Raw genomic sequence first — 14,518 nt, 5'->3', positions numbered from 1 at the left:
CCTACCAGTTATCAAAATTGATTAAAGCGTTTTTTGCTTGCGTATATTCTGTTATCATATCTGAGACTATTTGCCCTGCTGGCTTTATATCATGTATAAGTCCAGAAATCTGACCTATCTCTAGTTCGCCATCTTCAAGATCTCCTTCAAACATACCGCGTTTTGCACGTGCACGTCCTAATAATTGTGACAGCTGCTCCTTTGATGGTGCCGTAGTATATAATTCTGCTACCTGCTCATAAAATTTGTTTTTTATAAGTCTTACAGGCGCAAGTTCTTTAAGTGTTAATACGGTATCTCCTTCCTGAGTATCGACTATTGCTTGTTTAAATAATTGATGCGCACTAGATTCTTCACTTGCTGCAAAACGACTTCCTACCTGTACACCGTCTGCGCCTAATGTCATTGCTGCAAGCATACCTCTACCTGTTGCAATACCACCCGCCGCAATAAGAGGGATATCTAACTTTTCTTTCACCATTGGTATTAGCGTGAATGTTGTAGTCTCCTCTCTACCATTGTGACCTCCAGCTTCAAAACCTTCGGCTACTACAGCATCTACTCCTGCTTCTTGTGATTTTAAGGCAAACTTTACACTACTTACTACGTGCACCACTTTTATTCCGTGCTTCTTTAATTCTTTAGTCCATAGTTTTGGATTACCAGCGCTTGTGAAGACAATAGGGACTTTATAGTCTACTACCGTTTTCATGTGCTCTTCTATGTTGGGATATAACATAGGTATATTTACCCCAAAAGGTTTATTGGTTGCTTTTTTACACTTCTCTACATGCTCCACTAGAACATCTGGATACATAGACGCTGCTCCTATTAATCCTAAACCTCCAGCATTACTCACAGCACTTGCGAGACGCCAGCCAGAGTTCCATATCATTCCACCTTGTACTAGTGGATACTTAACGTTAAATAGGGATGTGATTCTATTCATTATGCTTTTATAAATTTTTGAGTAACGATTGAAGTTCCATCGTTTATTTGAATGAGATACACTCCTTTTCTAAGTGTTGAGATAGGAAGTGCATTTACTTGTTGTGTCATACGTTTGGTCGAAATCTTCTTACCTAAAATATCAAAAATGGTCACCTCAACTTGAGTTACTTCCTTAGGCAATACTAATACTGCCATCTCAGATGCTGGATTAGGTAAAATTTGATAGTCTTTAAACTCTTGAGCTTCATTAAGCGCTGAAGTACTCAAAACCTCTTCTAATGCTGCGCCAAAGTCTGGTATACCATACCCCAACTGCGCAGTAGGATTTTCATATATACTAGCACTCTCCCGAACGAGCTGCATTATACGAGCATTTGTAACCTCTGGATTTGCCTGCCAAAAGCTCGCTATTGCTCCAGCCATTATCGGCGAACTAAAGCTTGTACCATTATTTGTAGTAATGTTATTATTTTGATCTATAACCGCACTACCCACTCCCTTTGCTACTACGTCTGGCTTTATCCTGCCGTCACTTGACGGTCCTATACTACTAAAACTAGCATAATTACCACTGGCATTTACAGCTCCTACAGTAAAGGAACCTACAGCATCTGCTGGTGCACTTATCATTCCTGTGCCACTATTTCCTGCACTAGTAACCACTAGTAATCCTTTTTCAAATGCAAGCGTTGCTCCTCTAGAAATGAATGTAGTCTCTCCATCCATATCATCGTAGCTGTAGTCATAATTAGGATTATCAAAGGTTCTATATCCTAGTGATGTATTTATAACATCTACCCCAAGACTATCTGCTCTTTCTGCGGCTTCCACCCAGTAAGATTCTTCTACTGGATTCTCACTTGCCACATCTTCTGTTCTAAAACAGTAGATGGCTGCATCTGGAGCTGTGCCTACAAATTGATTTTCTATAAAACCTACAATGTCACTTGCTACTCTAGTGCCGTGGCTACTGTTTGAAAATTCAAACTCATCGTTATTTCTCCCCACAAAATCATAACCATCTAGCAAGTTTCCTGCATTTCTCAATCGTGAGAATCCTTCATTATTATTAACTCCTGGGAAACCAGAATCCATGATTGCTATCACTATTCCTGTACCTGTATAATCTTGCTCATGCAATTCTTCTACAGAAAGCATGGTTACTTGATTATCGGTAGCTCCATAATTAAATGTAACTCGTGATTGTGGAGGTAAAGGATCATCTTTTAAAAACTCAAAAGGAGTAGATTGCCTTGTTATACTTCGATCTGCATACTCTATATAATCTACAATTTGCAGTGCTTCTAATGCTGCAATCTCTGCTTCTGTCCCTCTTACATGGATGCAGTTCATCCATTTAGATTTTGCTAGTACAGTAATTCCAGGTTCAGATTTAATTTGAGTGATATAATCCTCATTTACGGGCACATCTCTTTCATCTATAGCTACACCGTGTAGCTCCTTACGGTCTAATGCTTCTTGAGAAAGAATAGAAATAGGATTATCAAGGCTGGCCGCAACGTTTTCTTTATCTACAAAAAATACCCAAGCATCCTGCTGGGCGTTTCCATAAGCCGTCATAAGTAGCAGTACTAGGAGTAATTTTATATTCATAAGCAACAAGTTGAGCTAAGCTCCATAAGGTGAGTATGTAAGTTACGAAATAACTCCAGAACCTAAGCACTCTTCTCCATGGTGCCATGCCACAAACTGACCTTCGGCAATTGCGGTTTGAGGATTGTCAAAAATCACATACATTCCACCTTCCACTCTATAAAGCGTAGCTTTTTCTAGTGGTTGTCTATAGCGTATTCTAGCCTCAACCTCCATCGTTTCATCTATAGCAAGCGTAAGGTCTTCACGTATCCAGTGTATTTCTTCCTCTTTTACAAAGAGACCTTTGCGGTACAATCCTCTGTGATTTTTACCTTGACCTGTGTAAATCACATTTTCATTTACGTCTGTATCTATTACAAAAAGTGGCTCTACGGTACCTCCTACTGCGAGTCCCTTGCGCTGGCCAATGGTAAAGTAATGTGCTCCTTGGTGCTTTCCTACCACCTTTCCTTCGGCAACGCTATAGGTTGGTTTTTTTACAAGGTTTTCTAAGTCCGCTTTCGCGAAAGCGTTACTAGCCTCCATACCACCTGCAACCTCAGGAATAGTATCTTCCATCACCTCAACAATCACACCTTCCTTAGGTTTTAATTGTTGTTGTAAAAAGTCTGGCAATCGTACTTTCCCTATAAAACAAAGTCCTTGAGAATCTTTCTTTCCTGCAGTTACGAGGTCTTGCTCTAAAGCTATCTCGCGCACCTTAGGCTTTTGTAAATGACCTATAGGAAATAATGTCTTTGCCAATTGCTCTTGTGATAGCTGGCATAAAAAATATGATTGATCTTTATTATCGTCTGCTCCCGCTTTAAGCTGATACATTGTCTTACCGTCTACTTCAATCGAAGTCTTTTGACAGTAATGTCCTGTAGCTACATAATCTGCACCTAGTGAAAGTGCTATTTTCATGAACACGTCAAACTTAATCTCACGGTTACACAGCACATCTGGATTAGGAGTGCGTCCCATCTCATATTCTTTAAACATGTAATTAACAATACGCTCTCTGTATTGCTCGCTTAAATCTACTGTTTGAAAAGGAATTCCCAATTTTTCAGCAACGAGCATTGCGTCATTGCTATCATCTAGCCATGGACACTCGTCAGATATCGTTACAGAGTCATCGTGCCAGTTCTTCATAAAAAGACCGATCACATTATATCCTTGTTCCTTTAATAGATGAGCCGTAACACTACTATCTACTCCACCACTAAGACCTACTACTACCGTTTTCATTTTCTGATATATGTTTGCAAAACATCGGCTAATTATAGCTTCACTTTGCTATTTTAAGAGCTATAATTCTAGCTCATAATTGAGGATGCAAATTTACACAATAAGAGTGCATTTTTTTACATAAGAAGTAGTTGATATTTATAGAGAAAACTTACACTAAGATTACTGTACTCCTATCTTGTTACGAGGGTATTTAATTTCTTTGTCTACCCTATCGCCTTTATAATACTTCCAGAGACCATGTTTACGATTATTCTTGTAAGTACCCTCTACTTCTAGTTGTCCAAAACCATTGTATAATCGTACTGCCCCTTCTAGTTTGTCATTTACATACTGTAATTCTTTAAGTACTTTCTTTTCTTCTGAGTAATAAGTGGCTTTCCCTTCTTTTAAACCTTTCTTATAAAATTCTTGTTGCGCAAGGACGCCATTTATGAAGTAAACAGATCGTTCTCCTTCTAATTTGCCGTTTTCATAATTCTCTTTTATCATTACTGATTTTCCATCTTGATGGTATGACAACCACTCTCCTATGCGTTCTCTCCCATTCATCCTCCCTTTACTTACCATCTTTCCATCGGTTGTAAAAAAGGTTACATCTATATAAGGTGAATCTGGCGTATATACTTTTACAGCAGTGGGATGACCTCCTTTACTATCATAAAAATTAAAGGTGCCTACTTCTTGACCATGACTAAAAGCTCCAGTATATCGCAATTGATTTTCATTATCAAAAGTTTTCTGCCATAGGCCGTGGCGCTTACCATCTTCATCAAATTGATTATAGCTTTGTGCTACGCTCAACTGCTGATATTGAGCCATTATAATTATTAAAACAATTGTTAATCTTGACATTTTAACTATTTATTAGGAGATTATTTTGTCTACTCATTTTAATTTTACGTTAAACAAAATCAAAACTACACTTATATGAAAAATCTAATGAGTATCACAAAATTAGCGTTTATTGCATTAACGCTATTAGTTACAATTTCTTGTAACGATGACGACGATAATGGAAACATTATAGAAGGAGAAAGCAACACCATTGCAGACTTTGTAGCAGGTAATGAAAACTATAGTTCTTTACTAGCCGCTTTACAACGCACCAATCTCGACGCCACACTAGCAGGAAGCGGAACATTTACTGTATTTGCACCTGATAACGCAGCTTTTGAAACATTTTTAAATGGAGCTGCTCTTGAGGAAGTAGATGATGCGGTATTAACCCAAGTACTATTAAACCATGTTCTTAACTCGACAGTTACTTCTAGCGAACTGTCAACTGGATACGTAAGCAACTTGGCCACAGAGCCTTCTTCTAACGCAAATATAAGTCTATATGTAGATACAACAGATGGTGTCGTTCTTAATGGACAATCTGCAGTAACTACTGCAGATATTGTAACAGATAATGGCGTAATACATGCCGTAGACACCGTAATTGATTTACCAACCATCGTAACATTTGCAACTACAAATCCTGCATTAACATCACTAGTTGCCGCTCTTACAGATGAAGGAAATACAACTTTTACAGATCTATTAAGTGATACAGATGCAGACTTTACAGTATTTGCACCTACTAACGACGCCTTTGCAACATTTTTAGGTGATAACACCCTTGCAGATGTAGATAATGGCGTGCTTGCACAAGTATTATCAAACCACGTAGTACCGGGAGCTGTTGCGATTTCTACTACATTAAGTAATGGATATGTAAATACAGCTGCTACTTTTGAAGGAAACGAAGATGCGCCTATAAGTCTTTATGTAAACACAGATGATGGGGTAACACTAAATGGTAGCTCAAATGTAGTTATAGCAGATATTGTAACTGTAAATGGTGTGATTCATGTAGTTGACACCGTAATAGGACTTCCAGATATCACGACATTTGCCACTGCAGATCCTAATTTTTCTACACTTGTTGCAGCATTAACTGCAGATGAATCTTTTGGATATGTAGCTGCATTACAGACACATTTCGGAACATCACCAGCACCGTTCACTGTATTTGCACCTACTAATGATGCTTTTGCAGATTTACTAGCAGACCTAGAGTTAGAGATGTTATCAGATATTCCTACAGAGACACTTGCTGCAACTTTAGAATTGCACGTGATTCCTAATGCAAATGTAAGAGCAGAAGATCTTGCAGATCTTGATGGTACTGCAGTTACTCCACTAGGAGGAGCAGACGTAACTATACAAGCAGATCCTGCAGCAATCATTGACCCAGATGGCGATGCAAACCCAATTGTCGCTACAAATGTACAAGCTACAAATGGTGTGATACATGCCGTAAGTAGAGTGCTAAGAGACTTATAAAAAAATCTTACCCAACAATTTAAAATCTCCACTGCAAGATATTGTAGTGGAGATTTTTTTTGATATTATATTATAAAAAAAACCTCCTATCTTTTTTTAAGATGGGAGGTTTTAGATTTATGCTTTCGCGAAAGCGTACTTATTATACTTAATCTAAATGACCGTATTTGCTAGAATAATCAAGCATTTGATTTTCAAAGCTTTCTGGTTGCTCTATAGTAAAGCCAGTAATTTCCTCACCTTCCATTTGCGGAACGATTACAGGATTTACAAAACCACTGTATGGAGCACTTTTGAATTGGCTATTACGAGCTAGCACTTCCTTATGGATATCCTGATCTACAATCACCCCATAATTTTCTACAAGAGCTTTTGCTGCTTCATAATCTCCTTCTGAAGTAATACGCTGCGTCTCTCTTAGTAATTCTCCAAAGATTGCACGAAGCTTCGTATAATCTGTGATATTAAAGTAGGTCTTACCATCACGAGTTACTTTCTCAATAACATTTTCTTTTGCACCACGCTCAAAAGCCCATGCACTTACCCACTGACGATTTACCATGTGTGCTTCTTCTACGTTGTCACCTAATTCAAGACGTATAAGCTGTGTCATCAATCCATTACGGATGTAACCATCGTAAGCAGCCATCCCAGTTTTTTCCCAGTCTTCTACTAATCCTATTTCTTGAAGTTTTGGATCCATAAGGTAATACAGCCCAAAAAGATCTGCGCGACCTTCTTCTATAGTAGACTTATAACGTTTAAGAGTTTCCTTAGGTGTACCCACTCCTTTGTTAATCTGTCCAGAGGCATGACCTACTACTTCATGTAAAGCTGTGTGAAGCTTATCTCCTAATTGTCCATATGCTTCTTCTAGCTCAACTTCCTCTGCATCATGTGCAAATTCTTTAAGACGTCCAGATCCACCAGCATTGTTGTAAGCATTGATTATGTTACCTAGAGAAACCGATTTACTACCATGCGTCTGGCGTATCCAGTTATTGTTAGGCAAGTTTACACCTATAGGCGTAGATGGTGAGGCATCTCCTGCTTCTCCTGCTACAATCACTGTTTTATAAGAAACTCCTTTTACTTCCTTCTTCTTATGCTCTGGCATTAACGGTGAGTTGTCTTCAAACCACTGTGCATCTACAGATAGTGCTGCCATTTTTTTTGACATGTCAAAATCTTTAATTTGAACTACTGTCTCATAAGAACCTTTATAACCTTTTGGGTCATTGTAAACTTCTATAAATCCGTTAATCCAATCTATATTTCCTTCTGTAGAAGTTGCCCATGCGATACAGTAATCATCCCAGGTGTCAAGGCTTCCCGTCTTATAATATTCAATAAGCAGTCCTAAAGCTTTTCCTTGCTGCTCATTTTCGGCAACGGTTTGTGCTTTCTCTAACCAACCGATTATATTATCTATAGCCTCGCCATATAATCCTCCACTCTTGTAAACTTGTTCTACTAGTTTACCGTTTTCTTTTACAAGGCGTGTATTGAGTCCTTTTTCTATAGGCTCATTTTCATCTACTTTAATTGCATCATAAAATGCTTCTGCCTCTGCTGTAGTTACATCCGGTCCATAAAAGTTAATCGCGCTTTCTAGAACGATATCAACATCTTTGGCTAGGTTTACTTTCTTGCTATCTTTATCATTAAAGAGTACTTCAAAAGCTTCACCTTCTAGTGTTGCTCCACTTTCGGCAAGTAATTGTTTTAGGTAGTCTTGAGAAAAATCTGGCTTCATCTTAGCATTACTATAATGGTGGTGTATACCATTTGCAAACCATACACGCTTCATGAATGTTTCAAATTGCTCCCACTCCTCTCCTGTTTTTGCAACTTTATCAGATGTATAAATCGTCTCTAGCGCATTCCTAATCTCAAGATTATGACGGTAGTTTTGAGCCCACATAATATCACGACCTGCAAGTCCTGCTTGTGTCATATAATACACCAGCTTTTGCTCCTTAAGTGTTAGGTCTTCAAAACCTGGAATTTGGTAACGTAATATCTTAATATCGGCAAACTGGCCAACTGTAAAATCAAAATCTGCAGTTGTTGTTTCCGCTTTCGCGAAAGCGTTATCATCCTTATTTTCTTCTCCACATCCTACTGCGAGAATCGCTGCAATTGCTAGCGCGTATATTCCTTTGTGACTCATAAGTTATTTAATAATTTGTGCACGTAAATATAGCAAAATTCCACACGATGAATTTTGTTATCTTTACTGCAAACCAAACCATCACCAATGAAATTTTTAAAATTTTTACTCTTCGTTATTCTTATTGTTGTTATTGCTGGAGCAATATACTTTGGCACTCAAGATGGCACTTATCAAATAGAAGCTTCTAGAGAGATTAATGCGCCAAGAGAGGTGGTTTACGATATTGTAAACGAGTACAAAACATGGGAAGAATGGGGTCCTTGGAAGAAGGAAGAGCCTACTATGGTTTTTAATTATGCTGATAAAACATCTGGAGAAGGAGCTTCGTACAGCTGGCAAGGTGAAGTGGACGGAAGCATGACTACTACAGAAGCTGTTCCTGGCATTTCACTAAAACAAGACATGACGCTGCAAACACCAGGAGGTGAACGCAAACCTGAGGTGTACTGGACATTTGAAACTACAGAACAACTTGCTACCATAGCAACATGGGGAATTAAAGGTGAGCATACGCTCATGGATAAAGTATATTTTGCCTTTACAGGAATGGACTTTGAAGCCGATATGCAAGAAATGTATGAGCAAGGGCTTACTGGTCTTGAAGCAGCTGCTCGTGAAGAAATAGGAAAATACAACGTTAATATAGATGGAATCACGCAATACAGTGGAGGTTTCTATTTATACAGAACTACTTCTGCCAAAGCTCCTTCTGTACCTACTATCATGTCCCAAAACTATAACGGCATCTCTACATTTATGTCAGAAAATAATATTGCAGTAACTGGGATGCCTTTTACTATTTACAATGAGACATTCCCTAATGGTGATGTTATTATGACAAATGCATTACCTGTGCGTGAGAAGATTATTGTAGCTGGAGATACAAACGTTTTTAGCGGATATATGCCTACAGTAACTGCGGTAAAAGTTACACTAGTTGGTAATTATATAAATCTGGGAGAGGCATGGAGCACTGCTATGAAACATGTGCAGGACAAAGGATATACACTTTCCAATGAAAAACCTTTTGAGGTCTATGTAACAGACCCTCAAGATCATCCTAACCCGGCAGATTGGATTACAGAAATTTATGTACCAATTGAAGATTTAAAATAAGCTCTCTTGAAAACTCTTATACTCGTTTTTATAGGTGGTGGTACTGGAAGTATTGCAAGATACCTTCTAGGGAAGTTTATAAATGATCCTAGTTCTGGTATACCTTACGGCACCTTTGCGGCAAACATTATAGGTAGCTTGCTGATAGGTATTATACTAGGATGGGCCCTTAAAAACAACACACTTAACAGTAACACTACATTATTACTAGCAACAGGTTTTTGTGGAGGTTTTACCACTTTCTCCACTTTTGCATATGAGAATCACGTACTTCTAAAATCTGGAGATTTTATGACATTTGCATTGTATGCCATTGCAAGTTTCGCTCTTGGTATTCTTGCAGTGTTTGGCGGAATTGAACTGGCAAAGAGTTTTTAAAATATCGCAGCCTTTCACTTTTAAGTAGGTTAATTATACTTTGATTCTCTTTTTCATCTCCTCTACGATATTAAAAGCAGCTGGACACATCTTTACGTTTTCCATAGTGAGCTTAGAAATTTGCTGAAATTTCTTTCTATCCGTATGTGGAAACTCTCTACAAGCCTTAGGTCTCACATCATAGATAGAGCAATAGTTATCTGCTCCTAGAAAAGTGCACGGTGTTTCTTGTAGCACATAATCCTTCTCTTCATCAATACGTAAATACGTCTTAATAAAGTCAAATTCCTTCATTCTGAAGTGTTTTGAAATACGCTGGATATCCTTATCTGTAAAGAGCGGCCCTGTTGTCTTACAACAATTTGCACACGTAAGGCAATCTGTTCTTTCAAACTCATCTTCATGCAGTTCTTGCATGATGTAGTCCAAGTTTTTTGGAGGTTTACTGCGCAGCTTTGCAAAGAACTTTTTATTCTCATTCTGCTTATCTTTGGCCAGCTGCGGGAGGGCTTTAATAAAATCTTCCATGGCGCAAAGGTAATCATAAAGCTATGGCAAAAGAGGTAGATATTTTTGGGGCAGCGCTCCAAGATTTTATTGATAACAAGTACACAGAAGATATCGTGGTACACTCCTCTATTGCAGAAGATGATGTAATCCCTATTCCATATTTATTCAGGCCTTTTGAAGAAATGCCAGTGATAGAACAACGAGCATTATCACTTTCTAAGGGAACTATACTCGACATAGGTAGTGGCGCGGGCAGTCATAGTTTGTGGTTGCAAGAGCAAGGACTTGATGTTACTGGAATAGATATTAGTGAGGGAGCTGTTACGCTTTCGCGAAAGCGTGGTTTAAAAAAAGCAGTGCACTCTAATATTCTAGAACATAAAGACACCTACGACACGCTTTTACTACTTATGAATGGCACAGGAATTTTTGAGCGAATATCAAAAATTGACGATTACTTAAAGCACCTTAAAACGTTACTCAATAAAGATGGTCAGATTCTTATAGACGGATCAGATATCGCATTTATGTTTGAGGACGAGGATGGCGGATTCTGGATGGATACACATCGTGACTACTATGGAGAGGTGACGTACTCGATGAGCTATAAAGGTGAGCAGAGCTCTAGCTTTGACTGGCTTTATCTAGACTATGAAAGACTTGCATGGTATGCACAAAAAAATGAGCTCAATTGTGAGCTCATTTTAGAAGGTGATCATTATGAATATCTAGCGAAACTTACGCTTACATAGTATATCCCTTTTCGGCAAGTTTATCTACCATCATTCTGTATAAATCTCTACTCCAGATTTCTGATATTTCTCCTATATTCTGAGCAATATCTGGTTCTACAGTTAAAATCTTTTGTCCTGTAGGTGTATTATAAAATACCGTTACTTCTTTCTGTTGCTCATAATCTAATGCTGTTTTATCTGTAAGCATTTGACGTCCTGCACCCGTTTCATAAAAAGCAAGCATATTCTGAATGTCCTCTTGATTATAGCTTCCTCTATAAGCAGAAACCAGCATATTTAAGATGCGATCTACCTGTTTAGGTGTTTCTGTCTTTAATTCATTCCACACAGCGTCTGGAACATTCTTGCTAGCGTATTGATTTTTTAATAAATCAAAAAGGCCATTAGTTGCGTTACTATACTGATCTGCAGTACCATTCACTTGAAAATATCTCAAAACTTGCTCGTGATACGTTTTCTCCTGCGAGTATCCAGCTAAAGAAGTAAAGAGAAATACGGCTATAAATAATTTTTTCATCATTTTTGTTGTTCTAATAAGGGCATAAATATAGAACATTATACACATGAAATCATTGAAACAGCTTGCATTTTTAATACTATCACTCCTTTTTATTATAAGTTGTGACGATGATGACCCTACTACACTATCATCTGACCCAACAGAGAATGCTGCAAATAAACAACCACTAGGAACCTCTGCAAACGAATTACTATCTAGTGATGAGTTTACTAGCCTACGAGTAGAAATAGCATATCCAGAAGGCTTTAGACCAACAGATAACACTATAGAATTATTAATCCCATTTCTTGAAGAACGACTTAACAAACCAGACGGTATTACACTTGTAGAATCTACGGTAATAACAAATACAGAAGGTCCATATGATATAAATGATATCGTGGCCATAGAAGATGCGAATAGATCTGTTTTTAATAATGGGGATGAGATGGGCGTGTGGCTATTCTTTTCTGACGAAAGCAACCCAACAGATACTGACACTTCTGTAGTATTAGGTACTGCCTACAGAAACACATCGATGGTTATCTATGAAAAAACTTTAATAGATATAAGTGAGAATGCTATAACTCCTGGTAACAGAACAGCAATTGAAACAGGTACTATCCGTCATGAGTTTGGTCATATTTTTGGGCTTGTAAATGGTGGAACACCACTTACGTCTGATCACCATGATGCGGAAAATGGTAGACACTGTAGCGTAGAAGATTGCTTAATGTATTTTCAAACTGTAACTACCATCTTTAATACTAGTAATACCGCATCTCTCCCTAATTTTGATGCTCTATGTATTCAAGATTTACAAGCAAACGGAGGATTATAAAAGTTTATTACAACAACTAAAAAAGGGATTGACTTACGTCAATCCCTTTTTTAATACAATTAATTTTATCAAGTTATTCCTCTACAAATGGCACTTCTTCAAGTTCTAATGTATCTGTATATTTCATAAGATACACAGCGTTATTTGAAAAGCCGCCTTTTGCTCTTGAGCTATACTTAAACTTGTTTTCTACATAATCTGTCTCCACACCAGTAGCTGCTGCAGCATATAAATCTGATGAGTATGCTAGACGCAATAAAGTATCATACATCAAATCATAACCTTTTATAGCAGATTCGCTTGGACTCACTCCATACATAGTTTCATAACTATCAATAAATGCTTTTGCTTGACTGTACTTATATTCTTTCTCGGCAGATGGGAAATGAAAGGAAAGATTCTTTAAATGATCATGCTGTATCTCATCACTATCATAAGCATTACTCCTATCAGTAGTAAACATCACTACTTTCATAGTACCCAATTGCCCATTAAGACTTGTAGTAACACTACTAATTAAAGGAACATCATTAGTCTCTACAATCACCCAATTTTCTAGTTCGCTAGAAAGCTGTGCTGGAATATCACCTGGATATAAGAAGTACCCTTTATCGTTAGAGCGAGGTGTTACCGTCTTTAGATTAGGGAAAATAGCTCTTATCTTTGATAATGTAGCGCTATTTTTCTTATCTGCTATTACCACAATATTTTTACCTGATCCATTAGCCTTTAAGTAAGAAAGCATCTTTTTACTTAACAAATCATCCTCTGGTCTTGATACAAAAATATTATTTCTTCCAGCCACCTTATTAGACATAGGTGATATTACAGGTATGTTGCGTGCATTGAGTAGTGATGACACTCTATCTATATTATTACCTAAAAGCGGTCCTATTACGGCATTAACCGCAGAAAAATCATTTGACTGTATAATAGTTTCTACTTTGCGTGCATTTGTTGCCGCGCCATCTTTACGATTGTATGAGGTATCATAGGTATCTACAACGGTGGTAATACCAGCTTTTTTAGCATCTTGAACTGCCATAAGCATACCACTATATAAATCTAATGATAGCCTAAGAATACGATCATCTCTAAGTAAATTTTCATTTACCTCTGCATTACCCGTATTTACACGCTCTACTCCAAAAGGAAGCATTATAGCAACACGTTTTGGTGAGAAATCAGTTAATTGATTAACTAAAGATCCTTTTTCACCTTCTAAAATAGTAACATCAGGGTTTCCTGCAACGGCTTGTGTTGATGTACCAGAACCTGGACTTCCCTTAGGCACTTTGAGGATCATTCCTTCCTTAAGACCTTCGTCTAGTGCAGGATTTAGTGCTATCAATTCATCGGCTTCTAGCTTAAAAATGCGTAATAAACTATATAAAGTGTTTCCTTTTTGCACTTCATAAAAAGCATATTCATCATTATCTATGATGGTACTCTTTGCAAAATTTGCTTTAGGAACTCTTAGTTTATCACCTATTTTAAGACCTTCTCTAAGCGACGGATTTTTACTCTCAAGCTCTGCTATGGTAATTCCATACTTTCTAGCGATCCCGTATTTAGTCTCTTTTGCTATGACATCATGAGTTATATAAGCTCCTTGAGAATCTGGTAAGCTTACTGTGGTATCTGTCACCGCACTTTCAGAATAATTAACTGGTATACGTAGCTTATCACCTTTGCGTAGCACTTCGCTATATAAAGACTTATTAAAGCGCTTTATGGTTTCTTGAGAAACACCATACTTTTTAGAAATGCTATAAAGCGTCTCCTTGCGTTTTACCTTGTGTGTTTTAAACTTTACATTATCTTGAGTAACACTATCTACCCTTCTAACAGCAGTTGCTGTAGATGGCAATATCAATACCAAGCCTTCGTACACTTCTTTGCGAGCATCTGGATTGAGCTTAGTGATTTCTTTTGTAGTAATACCATACTTATCGGCTATGTCTTTTAGTGTTTCTCCAGCTTTCACTTGATGAGAAACGAACTTTTGAACAGTAGCAGTATTGCTAGATATTGTAGCTGCTGGTGTTGAGCACGCTTTCGCGAAAGCGCTAAAAACAACTATCGCAATTACAGTAATATATTTTTTCATA

General features: G+C 37.7%; 13 protein-coding genes. 5 read left to right on the top strand and 8 right to left on the bottom strand.

What is annotated here, in order from left to right; translation table 11 throughout:
- Nucleotide 1: 1 nt before the first annotated feature.
- The 4 genes from ACJJVW_RS13010 to ACJJVW_RS12995 form a co-directional block, all read right to left on the bottom strand.
- Entirely contained in the window at nt 2-949 is a 948-nt protein-coding gene (locus tag ACJJVW_RS13010; RefSeq protein WP_298324135.1) for a nitronate monooxygenase family protein, read from the bottom strand.
- Entirely contained in the window at nt 949-2,565 is a 1,617-nt protein-coding gene (locus ACJJVW_RS13005; RefSeq protein WP_405252377.1) for a S8 family serine peptidase, read from the bottom strand. Before ACJJVW_RS13005 ends, ACJJVW_RS13010 begins: the two co-directional genes overlap by 1 nt.
- Before the next feature lie 42 nt (nt 2,566-2,607).
- Nucleotides 2,608-3,801: a tRNA 2-thiouridine(34) synthase MnmA gene (gene mnmA, locus ACJJVW_RS13000; protein WP_405252375.1), complete on the bottom strand. Its 1,194-nt coding sequence runs from the start codon at nt 3,799-3,801 to the stop codon at nt 2,608-2,610.
- A gap of 162 nt (nt 3,802-3,963) precedes the next feature.
- Entirely contained in the window at nt 3,964-4,656 is a 693-nt protein-coding gene (locus ACJJVW_RS12995) for a hypothetical protein (protein WP_405252372.1), read from the bottom strand.
- 75 nt (nt 4,657-4,731) lie between these two features.
- On the opposite strand from ACJJVW_RS12995, the gene ACJJVW_RS12990 reads away from it, so the two are divergent.
- Nucleotides 4,732-6,132: a fasciclin domain-containing protein gene (locus ACJJVW_RS12990; protein WP_405252369.1), complete on the top strand. Its 1,401-nt coding sequence runs from the start codon at nt 4,732-4,734 to the stop codon at nt 6,130-6,132.
- Nucleotides 6,133-6,280: 148 nt separating this feature from the next.
- Here the strand turns inward: ACJJVW_RS12990 and ACJJVW_RS12985 are convergent, their stop codons facing one another.
- Nucleotides 6,281-8,305, bottom strand: a complete 2,025-nt coding sequence (locus ACJJVW_RS12985) for a dipeptidyl-peptidase 3 family protein (RefSeq protein ID WP_405252367.1) — start codon at nt 8,303-8,305, stop codon at nt 6,281-6,283.
- A gap of 87 nt (nt 8,306-8,392) precedes the next feature.
- On the opposite strand from ACJJVW_RS12985, the gene ACJJVW_RS12980 reads away from it, so the two are divergent.
- Entirely contained in the window at nt 8,393-9,424 is a 1,032-nt protein-coding gene (locus ACJJVW_RS12980; RefSeq protein WP_013749528.1) for a GyrI-like domain-containing protein, read from the top strand.
- A gap of 6 nt (nt 9,425-9,430) precedes the next feature.
- The gene (gene crcB, locus ACJJVW_RS12975) at nt 9,431-9,802 is read left to right on the top strand and encodes a fluoride efflux transporter CrcB (protein ID WP_013749529.1); all 372 of its coding nucleotides are present in this window, start codon (nt 9,431-9,433) and stop codon (nt 9,800-9,802) included.
- Between the two features lie 33 nt (nt 9,803-9,835).
- Here the strand turns inward: crcB and ACJJVW_RS12970 are convergent, their stop codons facing one another.
- Nucleotides 9,836-10,330 carry a YkgJ family cysteine cluster protein gene (locus tag ACJJVW_RS12970; RefSeq protein WP_013749530.1) on the bottom strand — a complete coding sequence of 165 codons (495 nt, stop codon included), beginning with the start codon at nt 10,328-10,330 and terminating at the stop codon, nt 9,836-9,838.
- A 23-nt stretch (nt 10,331-10,353) separates the two neighbouring features.
- Here ACJJVW_RS12970 and ACJJVW_RS12965 point away from each other — a divergent pair, with 23 nt between their 5' ends.
- Nucleotides 10,354-11,064, top strand: coding sequence for a bifunctional 2-polyprenyl-6-hydroxyphenol methylase/3-demethylubiquinol 3-O-methyltransferase UbiG (locus tag ACJJVW_RS12965; protein ID WP_298324109.1), 711 nt, complete (start codon nt 10,354-10,356; stop codon nt 11,062-11,064).
- Here ACJJVW_RS12965 and ACJJVW_RS12960 read toward each other — a convergent pair.
- Nucleotides 11,057-11,587 (bottom strand): DUF2059 domain-containing protein, encoded by a 531-nt coding sequence (locus ACJJVW_RS12960; protein ID WP_339845147.1) that lies wholly within the window; start codon nt 11,585-11,587, stop codon nt 11,057-11,059. The genes ACJJVW_RS12965 and ACJJVW_RS12960 overlap by 8 nt on opposite strands.
- A 43-nt stretch (nt 11,588-11,630) precedes the next feature.
- Here ACJJVW_RS12960 and ACJJVW_RS12955 point away from each other — a divergent pair, with 43 nt between their 5' ends.
- A complete protein-coding gene (locus ACJJVW_RS12955; RefSeq protein ID WP_405252363.1) occupies nt 11,631-12,407 on the top strand; it encodes a membrane metalloprotease in 777 nt (258 codons plus the stop codon).
- 73 nt (nt 12,408-12,480) lie between these two features.
- On the opposite strand, the gene ACJJVW_RS12950 is transcribed toward ACJJVW_RS12955, so the two are convergent.
- Nucleotides 12,481-14,517 carry a LysM peptidoglycan-binding domain-containing protein gene (locus ACJJVW_RS12950; protein ID WP_405252361.1) on the bottom strand — a complete coding sequence of 679 codons (2,037 nt, stop codon included), beginning with the start codon at nt 14,515-14,517 and terminating at the stop codon, nt 12,481-12,483.
- Nucleotide 14,518: the final 1 nt, after the last annotated feature.

Source organism: Dokdonia sp. Asnod3-C12 (genome assembly GCF_045063975.1).
GTDB lineage: Bacteria > Bacteroidota > Bacteroidia > Flavobacteriales > Flavobacteriaceae > Dokdonia.
The sequence above is the reverse complement of the archived record's forward strand: the minus strand, read 5'-3'. Positions and strand labels throughout refer to the sequence as shown.